17 protein-coding genes and 1 tRNA gene are annotated in these 18,709 nt (G+C 66.3%); 9 read left to right on the top strand and 9 right to left on the bottom strand.

The annotated features are described in order from the left end of the window. The first annotated feature begins 60 nt into the window (after nucleotides 1–60). On the top strand, nucleotides 61–660 hold the full coding sequence (locus ACQY76_RS22010; protein ID WP_428030812.1) for a hypothetical protein: 600 nt from the start codon (nucleotides 61–63) through the stop codon (nucleotides 658–660). Here ACQY76_RS22010 and ACQY76_RS22015 read toward each other — a convergent pair. Beyond that, nucleotides 647–1,576 (bottom strand): metallophosphoesterase family protein, encoded by a 930-nt coding sequence (locus tag ACQY76_RS22015; RefSeq protein ID WP_428030813.1) that lies wholly within the window; start codon nucleotides 1,574–1,576, stop codon nucleotides 647–649. The genes ACQY76_RS22010 and ACQY76_RS22015 overlap by 14 nt on opposite strands. A gap of 75 nt (nucleotides 1,577–1,651) precedes the next feature. Here ACQY76_RS22015 and ACQY76_RS22020 point away from each other — a divergent pair, with 75 nt between their 5' ends. Together ACQY76_RS22020 and ACQY76_RS22025 are read left to right on the top strand one after the other, a co-directional pair. Then, on the top strand, nucleotides 1,652–2,116 hold the full coding sequence (locus ACQY76_RS22020; protein ID WP_428033081.1) for an NUDIX domain-containing protein: 465 nt from the start codon (nucleotides 1,652–1,654) through the stop codon (nucleotides 2,114–2,116). A 110-nt stretch (nucleotides 2,117–2,226) separates the two neighbouring features. Beyond that, nucleotides 2,227–2,303, top strand: a tRNA-Met gene (locus ACQY76_RS22025). A 120-nt stretch (nucleotides 2,304–2,423) separates the two neighbouring features. Here the strand turns inward: ACQY76_RS22025 and ACQY76_RS22030 are convergent. The 7 genes from ACQY76_RS22030 to ACQY76_RS22060 form a co-directional block, all read right to left on the bottom strand. Further along, complete coding sequence (locus tag ACQY76_RS22030; protein ID WP_428030814.1) at nucleotides 2,424–4,127, bottom strand: sulfatase-like hydrolase/transferase; 1,704 nt, start codon at nucleotides 4,125–4,127, stop codon at nucleotides 2,424–2,426. A gap of 538 nt (nucleotides 4,128–4,665) precedes the next feature. Next, a complete protein-coding gene (locus ACQY76_RS22035; protein WP_428030815.1) occupies nucleotides 4,666–5,166 on the bottom strand; it encodes a BA14K family protein in 501 nt (166 codons plus the stop codon). A 211-nt stretch (nucleotides 5,167–5,377) separates the two neighbouring features. Continuing rightward, nucleotides 5,378–5,812, bottom strand: a complete 435-nt coding sequence (locus tag ACQY76_RS22040; RefSeq protein WP_428030816.1) for a GlcG/HbpS family heme-binding protein — start codon at nucleotides 5,810–5,812, stop codon at nucleotides 5,378–5,380. Beyond that, nucleotides 5,809–7,347 (bottom strand): tripartite tricarboxylate transporter permease, encoded by a 1,539-nt coding sequence (locus tag ACQY76_RS22045; protein WP_428030817.1) that lies wholly within the window; start codon nucleotides 7,345–7,347, stop codon nucleotides 5,809–5,811. Before ACQY76_RS22045 ends, ACQY76_RS22040 begins: the two co-directional genes overlap by 4 nt. Before the next feature lie 10 nt (nucleotides 7,348–7,357). Continuing rightward, entirely contained in the window at nucleotides 7,358–7,870 is a 513-nt protein-coding gene (locus ACQY76_RS22050) for a tripartite tricarboxylate transporter TctB family protein (protein WP_428030818.1), read from the bottom strand. Between the two features lie 97 nt (nucleotides 7,871–7,967). Continuing rightward, a complete protein-coding gene (locus ACQY76_RS22055) occupies nucleotides 7,968–8,990 on the bottom strand; it encodes a Bug family tripartite tricarboxylate transporter substrate binding protein (protein ID WP_428030819.1) in 1,023 nt (340 codons plus the stop codon). Between the two features lie 128 nt (nucleotides 8,991–9,118). After that, nucleotides 9,119–12,094, bottom strand: a complete 2,976-nt coding sequence (locus ACQY76_RS22060) for an FAD-binding and (Fe-S)-binding domain-containing protein (RefSeq protein WP_428030820.1) — start codon at nucleotides 12,092–12,094, stop codon at nucleotides 9,119–9,121. A 172-nt stretch (nucleotides 12,095–12,266) separates the two neighbouring features. On the opposite strand from ACQY76_RS22060, the gene ACQY76_RS22065 reads away from it, so the two are divergent. Continuing rightward, nucleotides 12,267–13,472 carry a pyridoxal-phosphate-dependent aminotransferase family protein gene (locus ACQY76_RS22065; protein WP_428030821.1) on the top strand — a complete coding sequence of 402 codons (1,206 nt, stop codon included), beginning with the start codon at nucleotides 12,267–12,269 and terminating at the stop codon, nucleotides 13,470–13,472. A 108-nt stretch (nucleotides 13,473–13,580) separates the two neighbouring features. Then, nucleotides 13,581–14,264 carry a GntR family transcriptional regulator gene (locus ACQY76_RS22070; RefSeq protein WP_428030822.1) on the top strand — a complete coding sequence of 228 codons (684 nt, stop codon included), beginning with the start codon at nucleotides 13,581–13,583 and terminating at the stop codon, nucleotides 14,262–14,264. Nucleotides 14,265–14,418: 154 nt separating this feature from the next. Here ACQY76_RS22070 and ACQY76_RS22075 read toward each other — a convergent pair whose 3' ends face one another. Further along, the gene (locus ACQY76_RS22075; RefSeq protein WP_428030823.1) at nucleotides 14,419–15,018 is read right to left on the bottom strand and encodes an FMN-dependent NADH-azoreductase; all 600 of its coding nucleotides are present in this window, start codon (nucleotides 15,016–15,018) and stop codon (nucleotides 14,419–14,421) included. 105 nt (nucleotides 15,019–15,123) lie between these two features. Here ACQY76_RS22075 and ACQY76_RS22080 point away from each other — a divergent pair, with 105 nt between their 5' ends. From ACQY76_RS22080 to ACQY76_RS22095, 4 genes are all read left to right on the top strand, one after another. Further along, nucleotides 15,124–15,534 (top strand): winged helix-turn-helix transcriptional regulator, encoded by a 411-nt coding sequence (locus ACQY76_RS22080; protein ID WP_428030824.1) that lies wholly within the window; start codon nucleotides 15,124–15,126, stop codon nucleotides 15,532–15,534. Nucleotides 15,535–15,773: 239 nt separating this feature from the next. Next, complete coding sequence (locus ACQY76_RS22085; RefSeq protein WP_428030825.1) at nucleotides 15,774–16,493, top strand: GntR family transcriptional regulator; 720 nt, start codon at nucleotides 15,774–15,776, stop codon at nucleotides 16,491–16,493. Nucleotides 16,494–16,581: 88 nt separating this feature from the next. Next, entirely contained in the window at nucleotides 16,582–17,841 is a 1,260-nt protein-coding gene (locus tag ACQY76_RS22090) for a CaiB/BaiF CoA transferase family protein (protein ID WP_428030826.1), read from the top strand. Further along, on the top strand, nucleotides 17,838–18,647 hold the full coding sequence (locus ACQY76_RS22095) for an enoyl-CoA hydratase/isomerase family protein (RefSeq protein ID WP_428030827.1): 810 nt from the start codon (nucleotides 17,838–17,840) through the stop codon (nucleotides 18,645–18,647). The genes ACQY76_RS22090 and ACQY76_RS22095 overlap by 4 nt, the downstream gene beginning before the upstream one ends. Nucleotides 18,648–18,709: the final 62 nt, after the last annotated feature.

Below are 18,709 nucleotides of genomic sequence, written 5' to 3' on the forward strand. Positions count from 1 at the left end.
TTAACCCCGCATCCCCATGATGCGGCGAGCGGAACGGGCGGCAAACGAGGACCAACTTCGATGGACGACGAGCGCCTGCGCGGCGAGACGCCCGGCCTGTCGCTGCGCGAAGCGATCCGCGCCGCGCGCATGGAGGCGGCCGAGCGCTCCGGCGTCATCGTCGAACTGCGCGACGCCACCCTGGCCCGCCTGTCGATGCTGAACGAACTGCTCGACCCGGTGTTCGCGCAGGTGCCGCTGGAGCATGTGGACCTGTTCGACCGTGGCCTCATGCCCGGCGAGATCCCCCGGCTGTTCATCGACATGGTCGCCCATGTGACGTTGGCCCGCGACCGACGCACCTATCGCTTCCTGCAGGACACCCGCTCGGGTCGCCACGTGCTGGCCGAGAGCACCAACCCCAACGACATTGTCGATGCGGTGACGCGCTATATCGCCCGCCGACTCATTGCCCGCGAGCAGGCGATGGTGGGCGCGGGCGTACCGCCGGAAATGGAAGCGGCCTCCCCGCAGCCGGCACCGCATCATCCCGCTCCGACGGCGCCCGCAACGGCCGAATCCCGACGCGGCAGCGCCCTGCCCTTCCTGCTCGGGCTCATTCTCGGCGCGCTCGCCATGGTGGCGCTGGCAGCGCTTTATCCGGAATTTACCGTCCGCTAATCGCGGCGGTGAGCACCCGCGTGCTGCGCGAGGCGACGGTGGGGTCGCCGCGCTGGAAGCCGCGTGCCTCCATGGTGCAGCGCCAGGGGAAGCCCTCATCCGCCACACGCTCGATGCGGTAGAGGTGATAGCCGCCCGGCCAATGGCGGTCTTCCGGTCCTGCGGCGAGAGACGGTGCCTCCACGACCGGGATAAGCCCTGAATTGGGGCCTGGGATCATCTCCACCATCGGCACATGGTCGTGGCCGCAAATCACCAGCTCCGCGCCGTGGCGGGCCAGCACATCGCGCACCGCTTCCTCGTCGATCAGCCGCTTGTGGCCGGCACGCAGGCCGCAGGGCGGGTGATGGATCATCACCACCCGAAACAGCCCCTCGGCGCCGAGTTCGTCCAGCACATGGCCGAGCCGCTCGCGCTGCTCGCGCCCCACCTTGCCGGTCGCCATAAAGGGCCGGGTGGGAATGGCGGTGGAGACGCCGACCAGCGCCACCTCGCCGCGCCGCCGCACGAAGGGAAAGGCGCTCTCGTCGGTGACGTCGCCATCCACCCCGTCGCCGCGCATATAGTCGCCCCAGTTGAGCAGCGAATGATGGGCGGTGGAGCGCACATAGGCATCGTGATTGCCCGGCACCACGGTCACGTCCGGGCCGGCGCCCAGCGATTTCAGGAAATTCAGCCCGGTGGCAAACTCGGCGGCGAGGCCGACATTCACCAGATCGCCGGTCACCGCGATATGATCCGGCGCCATCGCCTTGATGTCGTCGACCAGCAGGTCGATCGTGGCGATGGAGAAGCGGCGCCGTCGGCCGCGCCGCCAGTTGAGCACGCCGAGCGCTCGCTTGCCGGCCAGCTCGGCAAAGCGAGCGCGGGGCAGCGGCCCTAGATGGGCATCTGTGACATGGGCAAGGACAAACACGGGGGATTCCTTAGCAGCCCTGAGCAGGGAAAGGAAAGCGCCGGCGGTCACGCTTTCGCCAGTCCGCCCACTTCCATGCCCGCCTCGCGGCGGCTGCTGGTGCGCGCGCTGCATGTATGGGGCCGTCTGACACGCGGCGTCACCCTCGGCGTGCGCGCCGTCGTGACCGACGCGGAGGGCGCCATCCTGCTCCTGCGCCACACCTATGTGCCCGGCTGGCACCTGCCCGGCGGCGCCGTCGATCCCGGCGAAACCGCAGGCGCCGCCATCATTCGCGAGCTGTACGAGGAAGCCGCCATCACGCCCACCGCGCCGCCGCGCCTGCACGGCATCCTGCTGAACCGCCATCTGGGTGGGCGGGACCATGTCGTCGTCTACATCGTCGAAGCCTTCGAGCACGGCTTCGCCCGGGTGCCGAATCGCGAGATCGCCGAAATCGGCTTCTTCGCCGCCGACCAGCTGCCGGCGGAGACGTCTCCGGCAACACGCCGGCGCATCGACGAGGTCCGCGCGGGCGGGCCGGCCGCGGCATATTGGTGAGGGCATCGCGGCGAAGACGGCTTTCCCGCCTTGACACCGTCCGGGCCGCTTCCTTATATCGCGCCACTTCGCGGATCGGTCGTCACTGCATTGGTGAGCCGTTCTGTTGTGGCGGGGTAGCTCAGCTGGTTAGAGCACGGGAATCATAATCCTGGGGTCGGGGGTTCAAGTCCCTCTCCCGCTACCACAACACCGCGATCTCGCTCATGACAGGCCTTGTCGCCGGCGGACGCGGTAATCCGGGCGCGGTTCCAGCTGGGCCGAGTGCGCTCGGCCGGTCGCGCACAGCCGCCTCTTCGCGTGGCGCTCAGTAATGGTTCTTTCTGTCGGGAAACTCCTCGCTCAGCAGGCGGCGCATGTCGTGCGTCCGTGCGGGGTTCAGCTGCGGGTCGATAGGCTGGCGTCCAAGTTCGTCGCGGGTAAGATCGAACATCTCCTCCCTCACCCCGCCGTCGGGGGTCTGGCATTGCACGAGATAGTTCAGCGTTCCCTGGCGCCGAAGATACACGCCGCGGCAGGGCTGATAGATGAGCGCGCTGTTCTGCGTGAAGGACACCTGGCGGCCCGGATGCGACACCAGCGACTGGCCGCGCCAGTTCCGCGGCGTCGGCAGGCCGGCGCGTTCCAGCGCGGTTGGCGCGATGTCCGTCTGATCCGCGAAATCGAGGCCGTGATAAGCTGCCTCGTCCGTGTCGTAGATCAGGAGAGGTATGTTGGTGAATTCCCGGTACAGATAGCTATTGTGCAAATACAATCCGCGCTCGCCCAGTGCGTCGCTGTGATCGCCCAGGATGAAGACGGTCGCCTTTTTAAGGTATCCCTTCTCTTGCAGCAGGGAGAAGGTCTTCTCGATGAACGCGTCGGCCTGTACGAGGCCGTTGTCGTAGCGATTTATGTTCTGCAGCTGGACCTCCGGCGAGAGGACATGGCGGTTTTCGTTTTCGACGAGGCGCTCCGCCGTGAATTGGTCGAGTGCCGGCTGGAAGGGACCGTCGCCCCCGACCGACGCGCCCGCGACATGCGACGACATCAAGAAGATGAAGAAGAAGTTGGGTTCGCCCTGCGAGCGCGGTAGCGCCGCCAGCGCATCGATCACCAGCCGGTCATCGGCTCCACGACCGGAACGGTCGCCGTCGATGAAAGTGTCATAGGCGCCCGGCGGGCCATAAAGGCTCGGCAGCGGCAGGTAGCGCTGATGCGGGCCGGACAGCAGGAAATGCGTGCGGTAGCCACGGTCTCGCAGCGCGTCGGTCAGCAGGAAATTGTAGTTCGGCGCGGCGTGAGCCGGCAGCTGCGAGCCGAGCGTGGCGAGTATGCCGCAGATCGAGTCGGAGCAGGTCGATGTCGCCGACCTGACCTTGTGCAGATGCCCCTGCGCTTCCAGCCGCGCGAGGAAGGGCGTAGTCAGGCGCGGATAGCCATAGAGCGGCAGATGGTCGGCCCGCAGCGAGTCCGCGATGATGATGATGATATTGCGCCCGTCACCTTTGGCGGGAAGGGCGGCATAGGCGGCGCGGTCGGCCCGGTTCGCCTCGTCGGAGCCCGAGGTGTTCACCAGCGTCGCGATCAGTGCCGCGGCTAGCGGGTCCGAGTAATAGGGCTGGGGAAGCGCCACCACGCGCGCCACATACAGGAGGCTCGACGCATAGGCGAGCAGGGGCAAGCCGGCAAGAAGTACCATGCGGCGCGAGGGCAGCGCCCGGAACAAGGCCGCCAGGCTGCCGGCCAGCACCGCTCCGATAGTGAAGGTGCCGGCCAGAACGACCGCGGCCAGCAGCACGAGGCCGATCTGCCCCGCCAGACCGCCCCAATGCGCGGCGCGCACAAAGCCTTCGTCGATGGCAAGGACCACGAGATCATAGGTGATCAACCGGCCGACGAAGCGCGACGCGTAAAAGCCGCCGACATAGAGCAGAAGGAAGATGGCCAGCTGGGCGCCGAAAAGTAAGGCGGCCAAGCACGCCGCCAAGCGGACGCGCCCGGTCCACCGGCGCTCGATCAGCGCCACCACGGCAAATACCAGGATGATCGCCGCGTTGGTGCCCGAGATCAGGACGAAATGCCGAGCGAGATGCCGGAGGGTCGTCGCGCCGACGCTGAACCGCCCTATCAATGCGTATTCGGTTGCCAGCAGAGCCAGCGAATAGGCCGCCAGAAGCAGCGGAAACGCTATTAAAGGGCGCCACGCCGAAGGCCACGACCACGCGCGCCTGACCAAACCCATCTCCTGAAAACACTCGCGGCGCCTGAAAGACTATACGGCATAGCGCCGCCGACGGCAGCTAGACCGATCCGGCTCGCGTCGCCACCCCAGAATGCTGGAAGGCCGGCATGGAGGAACAGGACGGCGAGCACCGCGACGGCCCTCAACCCGTCAATACCCGCCCTGTAGGCCAACGCCATCCCTGAGTTCCCGCGTAAGGAACGACGGTCTCTCATAGTAGTGGACAGGTGCCGTCGACCCGCAACCTCGCCAAAAACGCATAAAAAAGCCCGGCCGCAGCCGGGCTTTCATGTCGTTGGGAGCACCACCGATCAGGAGGCAACGATCAGGGCGAGACGCACTGCTGGCGCGGACCGTTATAGGGCTGGAAGGTGTTGTCCGAGGCCCGATACGAGCGATACTGGCTCGCGCACCACTGAACATGGCCACCACCGCCGCCATAGGACTGCGTGGGCTGGCTGGCCGCCGCCGCACCGATCACGCCGCCGAGAATAGCGCCGGCCGCGAAGGCACCGGCCGGGAAGTACCAGCCATTATACTGGCGGTAGCCCGGGCGGTAATAATTATAGCCGCGGTAGCCATTGTAGTAATGGTTGCCGCCATTGCGCCAATATCCACGGCGCGCGCCCTGGCGATAGCCCTGCCGCTGCCCCTGGCGATAGCCCTGACGATAACCTTGCCGGTTGCCCGGGCGATACTGGACATTCTCGACATCCGAGGCCGGCTTGGCAATAGTCTGCGGCATCATCGGCATAGCCATGACCGGGGCCATGGTGGAAGTGATGACCATCGCAGCCGTCGCAATGGCAATGGAGAACTTTTTCATCGTAGAACTACTCCGTTATATCGACCGTGATCCAAGTGATAACGATCTGCCGATGAATACTCGCTGAACGAAATCTCTCCCAGACAGGGCAGATTTCTGAACGAACGTTCAGAATGGCCGCAGCAAGGCCCTCGGATGCCATAACGCCAAAAGGCGCGCGGTGTTCCCGCGCGCCCCCTGTTGGCCGGTATTAAATTGCAGCACGCCGTCGTCAGTCGGCGCCGGGATCGGCGGTGAATCCAACTGCCGCAATGCCCGCACCCGCTGCGGCCTCGTCATTTTCCGACGTGTCGCCGGAGATGCCGACGGCGCCGATCACCTCGCCGGCGGCGTCGCGGATCAGAACCCCGCCCGGCACAGGCACGAGCGCGCCGCCGACCACCGCGGTGACCGAGGCGACGAAGAAGGCCTGCTCCTTCGCCCGCTTGAAGATCGAGCGCGAGCCCATGCCCAGCGAGAGAGCGCCATAGGCCTTGCCATGGGCGACCTCGAAGCGCTTGAGGCTGGTGCCGTCCTCCGCCGCCGACACCTTCACCGCGCCGCGCGCGTCGAGCACAACGATCGCCATCGGCTTGAAGTTGCCGGCCCGGCAATGGCCGAGCGCGGTGGAAAGGATGGTCTGGGCGGCGTCGAGGCTGAGTGTCATGGGCGGGTGCCTTCGTTGCTGGCCGCGCCCGGCGCTGAACGCCCCGGGCCGCGGATCACGTCGATCAGCTTCCCGATAAGCGGCCAGAACAGCATGATCAAGGCCAGGGTGGTGATGGTGCCGACCAGCTTGTTGGACCAGAAGATGCCGATCCCGCCGTCGAGCCCGATCATGGACTGTCGGAAGGCGTCCTCCGCCTTGTCACCCAGCACAAGCGCAAGGGTCATCGGTGCCAGCGGGATGCCGGTCTTCTTGAACACATAGCCGACAATGCCGAAGCCGAGCATCAGCCAGATGTCGAACATGGCGTTCTGCACCGCGAAGGCGCCGATCGCGCAGGAGACGATGATCATCGGCGCGATGGTCGCGAACGGGATGCGCAGCACCGCGGCGAACAGCGGCACCGTGGCCAGCACGATGATCAACCCGGCGATATTGCCGAGATACATCGAGGCGATGAGGCCCCACACGAAGTCCTTCTGCTCGACGAACAGCAGCGGGCCCGGCTGCAGGCCCCACACCATCAGGCCACCCAGCAGCACCGCAGCGGTGCCGGAGCCGGGAATGCCGAGCGCCAGCATGGGCAGCAGCGCAGCGGTGCCGGCGGCGTGCGCGGCGGTCTCGGGCGCAAGCACGCCCTCGATCTTGCCCTTGCCGAAGCTCGCGCCGTCCCGTGAAAAGCGCTTGGCCAGATTATAGCCCATGAAGGAGGCGGCAATCGCCCCGCCCGGTGTCACGCCCAGCCAGCAGCCGATGGCCGACGAGCGCAGCAGCGTCACCCAATAGCGCGGCAGGGTTAGCCAGGTCTGCCACACCACCTTGAGGCGGATCTTGGCCTCCTGCCCCTTGAAGGCGAGATGCTCCTCCATCGCCAGCATGATTTCGGAGATGCCGAACAGTCCGATCACCGCCACCAGGAAGTCGAAGCCGCGCAGCATCTCGATGGAGCCGAACGTCATGCGCAGTTCGCCGGATACCGTGTCCATTCCCACCGCTGCCAGCAGGAAGCCGGCGGTGAGCGAGATGATGATCTTGTGGCGAGCTTCCTTGCCGAGGCCGACGAACGAACAGAAGGTGAGAAAATACACCGCGAAGAATTCGGGCGGCCCGAAGCGGATGGCGAAGTTCGCGATCCATGGCGCCAGGAAGGTGATGAGCATCACCGCGACGATGGAGCCGACGAACGACGCCGAGAAGGCGGCGGTCAATGCCTCGGCGGCTTGCCCTTTCTGCGCCATGGGGTAGCCGTCGAAGGTGGTCGCCACCGACCAGGCCTCGCCGGGAATGTTGAACAGGATCGAGGTGATCGCCCCGCCGAACAGCGCGCCCCAATAGATGCACGACAGCAGCACGATGGCCGAGGTGGGGTCCATGGTGAAGGTGAGCGGCAGCAGGATGGCGACGCCGTTCGGTCCGCCAAGGCCCGGCAGCACGCCGACCAGGATGCCGAGGCAGATGCCGATCAGCATCAGCGCCATGTTGTGGAAGGTCAGCAATACGCCGAAGCCGTGGAACAGTGACTCGAGTGCTTCCATCAGGGCCTCCTCAGAAACCGAATGCCGCTTCGAGCGGACCCTTGGGCATCAAAACGTTGAACTGAACATCGAAGATGTAGAACATGAGCGCGGAGAAGATCAGCCCGGTGAGCATCGACTTCCAGATGGAAAGTTTCCCGATAAACACCATGAACGCCGAAATGAAGATGAAGCTTGAGAAGTAAAGTCCCAGCAACTGGACGAGAAGGACGAAAAGAACCGTCGGGATGAAGACACGCAGCACGCGCCCGAAGGCCGATCGACCGACAAAGATCTCGTCGCGCAGTTCGGCACTGCGCAGCGCCGAAAAAATCCCGAACAGGCTCGCGCCGCCCAGCAGCACGGAGAGGTAGAAGGGGAAATAGCCCGCCTGCGGTCCATCGGGGGCCCAGCCCGCGCCGATGCGCCAATTGTCCCAGCCCAGGAAAATCGCCACGCAGAGCAGCAGCGCCATAACCACGACTTCGACGCTGCGCGTCGATACCAATGCGGAATCGACTTCCGCGTTCGGGTCATTGGACATCGGTAATCTCCAGAAGAATTGGCGAGCCGGCCCGTGCGTCATCGACCGGGCGCGCGCGTGCCGGCGCTCTCGCAAAAGCCGGCACGCAGGTTTCGCCTTAGTTGGCGACGAAGCCGGACTGGGTCATGAGGTCCTTGTAGAGGGCCTCGTCCGTCTCGAGGAACTTGACCATGTCGGCGCCCTTCAGGTCGCTGGGCTTCAGCGCCTGCTTCTCAAGGTATTCCTTGAATTCCTTGGTCTCGACGAGCTTGCCGAGCATCTCCTGGTAGAAGGCCACCTGGTCGGGGCCCACATTGGCCGGCAGGAAGACGCCGCGCAGCATGATCCACTGGAAATCGATGCCCTGCGACTTGCAGGTCGGGATGTCCTTCCACGACTTGTCGGTCGTGACTTTGGCTTCGTAGTTCATGGGCTCGTTGTCGAACACGCACAGCGCCTTCACCTGCCCGGCGCGCCACACGGCGACGTTCTCGGACGGGTTGTTGACGTTGACCTGGATGTGGTTGCCGACAAGCTGCGTCGCCGCCTCGCCGCCCGACTTGTAGGGGATGTAGCTGAACTTGACGCCGGAGATACGCTCCACCGCCGCCGTGAGGATATGATCCTCGCGCTTCGAGCCGGTGCCGCCCATCTTGAGCGCGCCGGGCTGCTCCTTCTTCATCGCCGCGACCAGGTCCTGCGCGCTGCCATAGGGCGCCTCGGAGGGCACCCACAGCACGAAATTGTCGAAGGCGAGGATGCTGATGGGCGTGAGCTTGCGCCAGTCGAAGGGCAGCTTGTTGGCCAGCGGCAGTGTGTAGATGGCCGAGTTGGAAATGACCATCTTGTAGGGGTCGCCGGCGCTGGCCTGCATGTCCATCAGGCCCTCGCCACCATTGGCGCCGCCCTTCAGCGTCACGATGATGGGGGTGGGGGAGAGCTTATTGTTCTGAATGGCCGCCTGCATCATGCGCGCCATCTGGTCGGAGGCGCCGCCGGCGCCGGCGGGGACGATGATCTCGATGGGCTTGGTCGGCTGCCAGGCGGCAAGGGCCGACGAAGCCAGGGGGCCGATCAGGGCAAGCCCGGACAAGCAGGCCGTGAGCACGGCCGCACGTTTAGAGACAGAGCTCTCCAGCATGGCGACGTTTCCTCTCTTGTGATGGCGCCCGATTGGCTCGGACGTCCGAAGCGCTTCCAATTATTTTTTGAGTTATGCATTCATAATGCAAATGACGGAACGTTAGGCAAGCGAACTTTTCGGCCTCCCTATTCTGCCGCCACCAGGCGCCGCGCCGGGGCATCGGCCCGCGCTGCCGCGAGGCTTTGCGCGAGAACCTGGATCACGTGCACCGCGTCGCGGTCGGCGCCGTCATGGATCTGGTGGCGGCACGAGGTGCCGTCGGCCACTACGAGCGTTCCGGCTTCCGCCTTGCGCACCGCCGGCAGCAGCGACAATTCGGCCATGGCGAGCGAGGTATCGATGGTCTCCGTGTGGTAGCCAAAGGCGCCGGCCATGCCGCAGCAGCTCGATTCCACCGTCTCGACCCGCAGCCCCGGCACCAGGCGCAGCGCCTTCTCCACCGCACCCATCGCGCCGAAGGATTTCTGGTGGCAGTGCCCGTGCAGCAGGGCCTTCTCGGCCACCGGCGCCAGCGGCAGGTCAAACCGCCCGGCGTCGATCTCGCGGGCGATGAACTCCTCGATCAGCAGCGCATGGGCGGAAAGCGTCTGCGTCCCCTCCCCCGGCAGCATGGCGGGCAGTTCGTCGCGGAAGGCCAGCAGGCAGCTCGGCTCCAGCCCTACCACCGGCACGCCGCGCGCGACGAAGGGGGCGTAGGTCTCCACCACCCGCTGCGCCTCGGCCTTGGCCTCATCCACCAGCCCGGCGGAGAGGAAGGTGCGCCCGCAGCACAGGGCGCGCTTGTTGCCATCGACCGGGCGCGGCATGTGCACCCGGTAGCCCGCAGCGGTCAGCACCTCGAGCGCGGCGACGACGTTCTCCTTCTCGAACCAGCGGTTGAACGTGTCGGCGAACAGCACCACCTCGCGCCCCTCCTCGGGACCGAAGGCGACGGCGTCCTCGCGGAAGGCGTCCGCCCGCCAGCGCGGCAGCGAGCGGCGGGCGCTGAACTGGGCGAGGCGTTCCGACAGCCGCGCCGCCCCCGGCAGCGTGTCGCGCAGGTTCAGCAGCCACGGCACCTTCGCGGCGAAGCCGGCATAGCGGGGCAAATAGGCGACGAGGCGCTGATGCAGGGTGATGCCCTTGGCCTTGGCCCGCGCCGCCAGCGCCTCGATCTTCATCTTGGCCATGTCGACGCCGGTGGGGCATTCGCGCCGACAGCCCTTGCAGGAGACGCAGAGCTTCAGCGTCTCCATCATCTCGTCGGAGGCAAGCGCGTCGGGGCCCAGCCGGCCGGAAAGCGCGAGGCGCAGCGTGTTGGCGCGCCCGCGCGTCACATCCTTCTCATCGCGGGTGACGCGGTAGCTCGGGCACATCACGCCGCCCACCGCCTTGCGGCAGGCGCCGTTATTGTTGCACATCTCGATGGCGCCCTGCAGGCCGCCGCCCTCGCCGGAATAGCCGGACCAGTCGAGCGCCGCTGCGATCGGCGCCACCTTATAGTCCGGCGCGTAGCGGAAGAGCGTGCGGTCGTCGAATTTCGGCGCGCGGACGATCTTGCCGGGATTGTAGAGCCCGCCGGGGTCGAAGCGGTCCTTCACCTCCTCGAAGGCGTGGACGATACGGGAGCCGAACATCGGTTCGTGAAATTCCGAGCGCACGATGCCATCGCCATGCTCGCCGGAATGCGAGCCCTTATAGTCCCGCACCATGGCGAAGGCTTCCTCGGCGATGGCGCGCATCGCCTTCACGTCCTTCTCCAGCCGCAAATTCAGCACCGGACGCACATGCAAGCACCCCTCGGAGGCGTGGGCGTACCAGGTACCCCGCGTGCCGTTGCGCTCGAACACCTCGGTCAGCCGCGCCGTATAGTCGGCCAGGTGCGCCAGCGGCACGGCGCAGTCCTCGACGAAGGAGACGGGTTTGCCCGCCTGCTTCATCGACATCATGATGTTGAGGCCGGAGGTGCGCACGTCGGCGATGGCCGTCTGAAGCCCCGCCTCGCGCACGCTCACCACGCCGCCCCAGCGGGCGCCGTCGCGGTCCCAGCCGAAACCGAGATCGCCCATCGTGTCTTCCAGCAGCTTCAGCCGGTGCTCGTTCTCCGCCTCGTCCTCGGCGAACTCCACGAGGAGGATCGCGTCCGGCGTGCCGCGCACGAACTGCTTCAGCGTCGCCTGGAACATCGGAATCTCGCCGGCGAGCGCCAGCAGGGTCGCATCGACCAGCTCGACCGCGATGGGCTTGAGCTTCACCAGATGCTGGGCGGCGTTCATCGCCTCGTAGAAGCTGCCGAAATGGCAGGCGCCGATAACCTTCTTGCCGATCAGCGGCCACAGCTTGAGCTCGACCCGCGTCGAATAGGCCAGCGTGCCCTCGGAGCCGACGAGGATATGGGCGAGGTTGGTGCCGCGCGCATTCGGCAACAGCGCGTCGAGATTATAACCGCCGACGCGGCGCTGTACGGCGGGGAAGCGCGCCGCCACCTCGGTCGCCTCGCGGGCGCCGAGGTCCAGCAGGTCGCGGGCGAGCGGGCCCAGCGGCGACCCCTCAGGCAGGCTGGAAAGGTTGTGGTCCACCGGCCCGAAATGCGCCTTGGCGCCATCGGCAAGCATGGCGTCGATGGAAAGCACATTGTCGCGCATGGTGCCGTAGCGCAGCGAGCGCCCGCCGCAGCTATTATTGCCGGCCATGCCGCCGATGGTGGCGCGGCTGGCGGTGGAGACGTCCACGGGAAACCACAGCCCGTGCGTCTTCAGCGCCCGGTTGAGATCGTCCAGAACAATGCCCGGCTCGACCACGCAACGCCGGTTCGCGACATCGAGTTCGAGTATGCGATTGAGGTGCTTCGACCCGTCAATGACCAGCGATTCGTTGATCGTCTGCCCGCATTGCGAGGTGCCGCCCCCGCGCGGCGTGACTGGGATGCCCTCGGCACGCGCCAGCGCGATGGCGCGCTCCGCCTCCTCCGTCGTGCGCGGCACCACGACGCCCAGCGGCATGATCTGGTAAAACGAGGCGTCAGTGGCGTAGCGCCCGCGATTGAAGCGGTCGAACCACACATCTCCCGAAACTTCCGCCTTTAGACGCCGCTCCAGACCGGGCGTCAGCCGTGCCGCCATGATGCCTTCACTCCCTCGTCGCCGCCGGGGGATCGATCCGCGCTCCCCATGGACTTAAACGCATTTTGCATTCATAATTCATTTATGCAAGATGGAAGGCGCCGGTGCGTGTGGCCGGCCTTGCGTCCAGGCGAAGGCGCGTCATGGCGCCGACCTAAGGGAGTGAAGAGACATGTCTACCAATGCCGCCCGGGTCGCGGGTCGTCATTTCCTGCAGATTCCGGGGCCGACCCCGGTGCCCGACCGCATCCTGCGCGCGATGGACATGCCGACCATCGACCACCGCGGCCCCGAGTTCCAGAAGCTCGGCAAGCGCGTTCTGGAAGGCATGAAGGGCGTCTTCAAGACCTCTAACCCGGTTATCATCTACCCCGCCTCCGGCACCGGTGCGTGGGAAGCCGCGCTCGCCAACGTGCTCTCCCCGGGCAACAAGGTGCTGATGTTCGAGACCGGCCATTTCGCTACGCTGTGGAAGAACATGGCCATCAAGCTCGGCCTGCACCCGATTTTCATCGAATCCGACTGGCGCATCGGTGCTGATGCCGACGCCATCGAGGCTCGCCTGCGCGAGGACAAGAACCACGAGATCAAGGCGGTCTGCGTCGTTCATAACGAGACCTCAACCGGCTGCATCTCGCTGATCCCCGAGGTCCGCAAGGCGATCGATGCGGCCGGCCATCCGGCGCTGCTGCTTGTCGACACCATCTCGTCGCTGGCCTCGATCGACTTCCGCCATGACGAATGGGGCGTCGACGTCACCGTCTCCGGCTCGCAGAAGGGCCTGATGCTGCCGCCCGGCCTGTCCTTCAACGCCATTTCCGACAAGGCGCTCGCGGCGGCCAAGGCCTCCACCACCCCCAAGCTGTTCTGGTCGTGGGAGGAAATGATCCCCCATAACGAGAAGGGCTTCTTTCCCTACACGCCCGGCACCAACCTGCTCTATGGCCTCGCCGAAGCCATCGACATGCTGCACGAGGAAGGGCTGGACAACGTCTTCGCGCGCCATGACCGCCATGCCGAGGCGACCCGCCGCGCCGTGCGCGCCTGGGGGCTGGAAGTGCTGTGCCGCGATCCGAAATACTATTCGTCCTCGCTTACCGCCGTCGTGATGCCGGAAGGCCATGACGCGGACGCCTTTCGCGAGAAGACGCTGAACCATTTCGACATGTCGCTCGGCACCGGCCTCACCAAGCTCTCGGGCCGGGTGTTCCGCATCGGCCATCTCGGCGACACCAATGACCTCACCCTTCTCGGCGCGCTTTCGGGCGTCGAGATGGGCCTGTCGGTGGCCGGCGTCCCGCACAAGAAGGGCGGCGCGCAGGTGGCGATGGACTACCTCGCCGATTGCGCCCGCGGCACGCTTCAAGCCGCCGCGTGAGCCAAAATCTCCGGCCGGCTTGCGAAAACGGCCGGCCGGAGCGATTTAAGGGTATCGGGAGCCATCACCTGCCGCGCCGCCCCGCGCGACGATTCGGAGTTTCGCCTTATGGCGATGTCGGACACGGCCATCATTCCCCGGCGCAGCCTGCATGACGAGCTGGCGGCCCAGCTGCGCGACATGCTGATGCGCGGCGACCTGAAGGCCGGCGACAAGATTTCCGAACAGGCGCTTTGCCAGCGCTTCGGCGTGTCGCGCACCCCGCTGCGCGAGGCGCTGAAGGTGCTCGCCAATGAGGGGCTGGTGATCCTCTCGCCCAATCGCGGCGCCAGCGTCGCCCGGGTCTCGCCCGGCGAGGTGGACGAACTCTTCCCCATCATGGGCGCCATGGAAGCGCTGGCCGGCGAGGCCGCCTGTGGCCGTGCCACCGATGCCGACGTCGCCCACGTGCAATCCATGCATGACGAAATGCTGGTGCATTACCGGGCCAGCGACCCGGCCGCCTATCTCAGGCTCAACCGGCGCATCCACGAGGCGTTCTTCGACATCGCCGGCAACAACGCCCTCACCCAGCTCTACCAGACGCTGATGGTCCGCATCCACGCCGTGCGCTTCGTCGCGCAGAAGTCCAGCGACCGCTGGCGCGAGGCAGTGGAGGACCATGAGGAGATGATGGCGGCGCTGCGAGCCCGCGACGGCGTGCGGCTCGGCAACATCCTCAAGCTGCACCTGCGCCACAAGGCGGCGATGGTGCATGAATCGCTCGACGATCTCGGCCGCGCCGCCGAATAGGCCCGCCGCCGCGCCTCGCAGTGCCACGGCATCCCGGACGGCCAAACCAGTCCGGGATCGTGTTCATGTGAGTGCGCGATCCCGGCTCTGCGGCTTCGCCGTCCGCCGGGATGATGCGTGAAGCGCGGCCCCCTTGGCCTCGCTCTCCCGCCCCTTACGCCGCCTTCAGTTCGCCCGCGCTCTTCAGCGCGCCTTCCAGCGCCGGCTCGCGCTGGCCCGCCGCGATGCCTTCGGCGATGATGAATTCCGGCTGGACACCGACAAAGCCGAAGACCCAGCGCAGATAAGTTTCCGCGTGCTCGGCCACGGCGGCGAAAGCCGGGTCGGCATAGATTCCTCCGCGCGCCAGCGCCACGATCACCCGCTTGCCGGCCGCCAGCCCGATCACCTTGCCGCCTTCGCCATAGGCGAAGGTCTTGCCCGGCACGAGAACGCGGTCGATCCATGCGCGCAACTGGGTGGGCACCGAGAAATTATACATGGGCGCGCCGATCACCACGATGTCGGCGGCGAGGAAGTCGTCGAGCGCCTGCTGGCTCTGCGCCTCGCCCTTGCCGCCGGAAAGCGGGTGCTCGGCCGGCATGCTGGCCGGCGTCGCGTGGGGCAGCGGATCGGCGGCAAGGTCGCGATAGACCACCCGCAGCGCCGGGTCAGCCTGGGTCAGCCGCGCCACGATGGCCGCACTGACCTGCCGGCTTACCGAATGATCGCCGAGAATGGAGGAATCGAGATGCAGAAGCGTCTTGCTGGACATGGTTGGACCCGTGATAATCCGGTTACGATTTGTGACCTGGACTAATTACGTACCCACCCCCATGTCCCGCAAGAACGCACATTCTTCATACTGAGGCACAGGCACGTGACCGAGGAACACCCGCATTTCCATACCGCAGGCTGCCTCGGGGTCGGCCGCGTGCTCGCCCGCATCGGCGACAAATGGAGCGTGCTGATCGTCATGCTGCTGTCCGGCGGGCCCCGCCGCTTCAACGAGATGAAGCGCATGATCGATGGCATCTCCCAACGCATGCTCACCCTCACCCTGCGCGGGCTGGAGCGCGATGGCCTGGTGTCGCGCACGGTTTTCCCCACCATTCCGCCGCGTGTCGACTATGAGCTGACCCCGCTCGGCCATTCGCTGCGCGAACCGGTAATGGCGCTGGGCAAATGGGCGGAGCTAAACCTTGCGCACATCGCCGCTGCCCAATCCGCCTTCGACAGCCGCAGCGCCGACGAAGGCACGGGCGGCCCCGCACCGCGCAAGGTTGCCTGAGCTTTTTCACGACACTGGGCTTGGCCGGGCTTCGGCGGCTCAACTGCCGCGCGGATGCATCCGCTGCCCTCCCCGGGTGACGCCGGCCAGCCCGCCGAGGACCGGTTGGGTAAAGTGCATCCATAATTATTGATGCGATCACTGTCTTGATCTAGGGTGCGCCGGTCCATGTCGCGGGGCGCCCTCTCACGGTGTGTTCCCCCCAACGGCCCCGGCGCGCCAAGCCGGCGAGGAACGCCATGCCGTCGTCCCCCATCATCCGCCATTCCCTGCATGAATCGCTTGTGGCGCCGCTGCGCGAGATGATCCTGCAGGGCGAGTTACGACCGGGGGAGAAGGTGCCGGAAGAGCAGCTCTGCGAGCGCTTCGGCGTCTCCCGCACGCCGATCCGCGAGGCGCTGAAGGTGCTGGCGGCCGAGGGCGTGCTGCAGATTCTGCCGCACCGAGGCGCCATCGTCGCCCGCATCACCGAGGAGCAGATCGAGGAGCTGTTTCCGATCATGGCCTCGCTGGAGCGGCTCGCCGGACGGCTCGCCTGTGCTCGCGCCTCCGACGACGACATCGCCCGCATGCGCGCGCTGCACGAGCAGATGATGGTGCATTTCGAGCGCGACGAGGAGGCGGAATATTTGCGCCACAACCGGCTGATCCACGAAGCCTTCTTCGAGATCGCCGGCAATGCGACGCTCTCCGCCTACTACCAGCAAATTCTCACCCGCATCCATGCCTGCCGCTTCGTCGTGCGCAAGAACCGCGAACATTGGGAGACGGCAGTGGACGAGCACAAGGCGATGATCGAGGCGCTGGAGGCGAGAGACGCCCCGCGCCTCGCCGATCTCATGGAGCGCCATGTCATGGGCACCACCGCCGGCATCGCTCGGGCGTTCATCGCGCGCAGCATGGCGAACGCCGCCGCCGAGGCGGCTTCCCCGCCTTTGCCCGCCATCCAGCCGGCCTGAACCCGGCTGGCCCCGGGCAGGAAGCATCGGGGCAATCCGTAGTTATCGATTGTGCATTCACCCAAAGCCGCCGCAGAGAGGAAGACCGATGAGCGAAGTCATGGATCAGGCCGGCAACGCCCTCGCGCCGCAGCGCGCGGCCGGAGCCGCTCGCCCGCTTCCTCTGGCCGGCGTGCGGGTGCTGGATGTCAGCCAGGTGATGGCCGGCCCCTATAGCTGCATGCTGCTGGGCGATCTCGGCGCCGACGTCATCAAGATCGAGCCGCCCGGCACCGGCGACCAGACGCGCGGCGCCATGGGCTTCAAGATGAAGGGGCCCGACAGCATGGGCTTCCTCAACATGAACCGCAACAAGCGGTCGGTGGTCCTCAATCTGAAAAGCGAGGCCGGGCGCGAGGCTTTCTACGAGCTGGTGAAGACCGCCGACATTCTGGTCGAGAACTACCGGCCGGGCGTGATGAAGAAGCTGAAATGCGATTATGAGACGGTGCAGAGATACAATGCGCGCCTCGTCTACGCGTCGATTTCCGGCTTCGGGCAGACCGGCCCCTGGGCCGGGCGCCCCGGCTTTGATCTGATGGCGCAGGCCATGTCCGGCGTGATGAGCGTCACCGGCCATCCGGGCGGCCCGCCGGTGAAAGCGGGCGTGCCGGTGGCCGATATCGGCTGCGGCCTGTTCGCCACCTATGCCGTGCTCGGCGCCTATATCGGCGCTAAGAACACTGGCGAGGGCCAGTATATCGACGCCTCGCTGTTCGAGGCGGCGCTGGCCTTCTCGGTGTGGGACATCTCGGAATATTGGGGGCGCGGCACCGAGCCCATTCCGCTCGGCACCGCCAACCGCATGAGCGCGCCCTATCAGGCGGTGAAGTCGAAGGACGGCTATTTCGTCATGGGCGCCACCAACCAGAAGCTCTGGCTGCAGCTCTGCGAAACGCTCGGCCGCGCCGAGCTGGTGGACGACCCGCGCTTCAGGACCAACCCCGACCGCCTCGCCCACCGCGAGGTGCTGATTGAGGAGTTGGAGAAGAGCTTCATTACCCGCACCTCGGATGAATGGGTGGAAAGCCTGCTCGCCGTCGGCATCCCCGCAGGCACCATGTACAGCTACCCCGAGGCGTTCGAGAGCGCGCACGGCCGGCACCGGCAGATGCGCATGGACATCGACCACCCCAATGAGGGCACGGTCTCCAATATCGGCTTCGCGGTGAAGCTCACCGGCACGCCGCAGCGGGTCACCCGCCATCCCCCGCTGCTCGGCCAGCACACGGATGAGGTGCTGGGCGAGATCGGCCTGGACGCCGCCGCCGTTGAGAGCCTCGCAGCGCGTGGAGCCTTCGCGCCATGAACGCCGCCCCGCACGCTGAGTCCGCCGCGCCGGCTCCGGACCAGGGTACTGTCCATTTCACGCGCGACGGCGCCGTAGCGCGCCTCGTCTTCGACCGCCCCTCCGCCCGCAACGCCATGACCTGGCGCATGTATGAGGAAATGGCGCAGGCCTGCGCACAGATCGCGGACGATCCCTCCATTCGCGTCGCGGTGCTGCGCGGCGCCGGCGGGAAGGCGTTCGTTGCCGGCACCGATATCGAGCAGTTCCGCGCCTTTGCTTCAGGCGAGGACGGCATCGCCTATGAGGCGAAGGTCGATCACTATGTGAGCCTGCTGGAACAGGTGCCCGTGCCCACGGTCGCCGTGGTGGAGGGCTGGGCGGCGGGCGGCGGCATGGCCATCGCCAATGCCTGCGATTTCCGCCTCGCCACATCAGGCGCGCGCTTCGGCGTGCCGATCGCCCGCACGCTGGGAAATTGCCTGTCTGCCGCGAACGTACAGCGCCTCGTCACCACGCTGGGGGTCAGCATGGTCCGGCGCATGCTGCTGGCGGCGGAAATGCCGACGGCCGAGGAGATGCCGACCGGCTATGTCACGGTCCATACGCCGGAAGCGATCGACGCGGCGCTGGAGGGTTTATGCGCCCGCCTCGCCGGCAATGCGCCGCTCACTTTGCGCGTCACCAAGCAGATGCTGGCCCGCCTCGCCACCGACCCGCACGCGCCGGATACCGACCTCGTGCGCGAGATCTATGGCAGCGCCGATTTCCGCGAGGGGGTGGAGTCGTTCCTCGCCAAACGCCCGGCAGCGTGGCGGGGGGAGTAGCGAAGAACTCGTCGTCATCCCCGGGCTCGGCCCGGGGATACACGACTTGTGAGCACCAAATG

The sequence above is a fragment of the Ancylobacter sp. genome (assembly GCF_965279025.1).
Classification (GTDB): Bacteria; Pseudomonadota; Alphaproteobacteria; order Rhizobiales; family Xanthobacteraceae; genus Ancylobacter.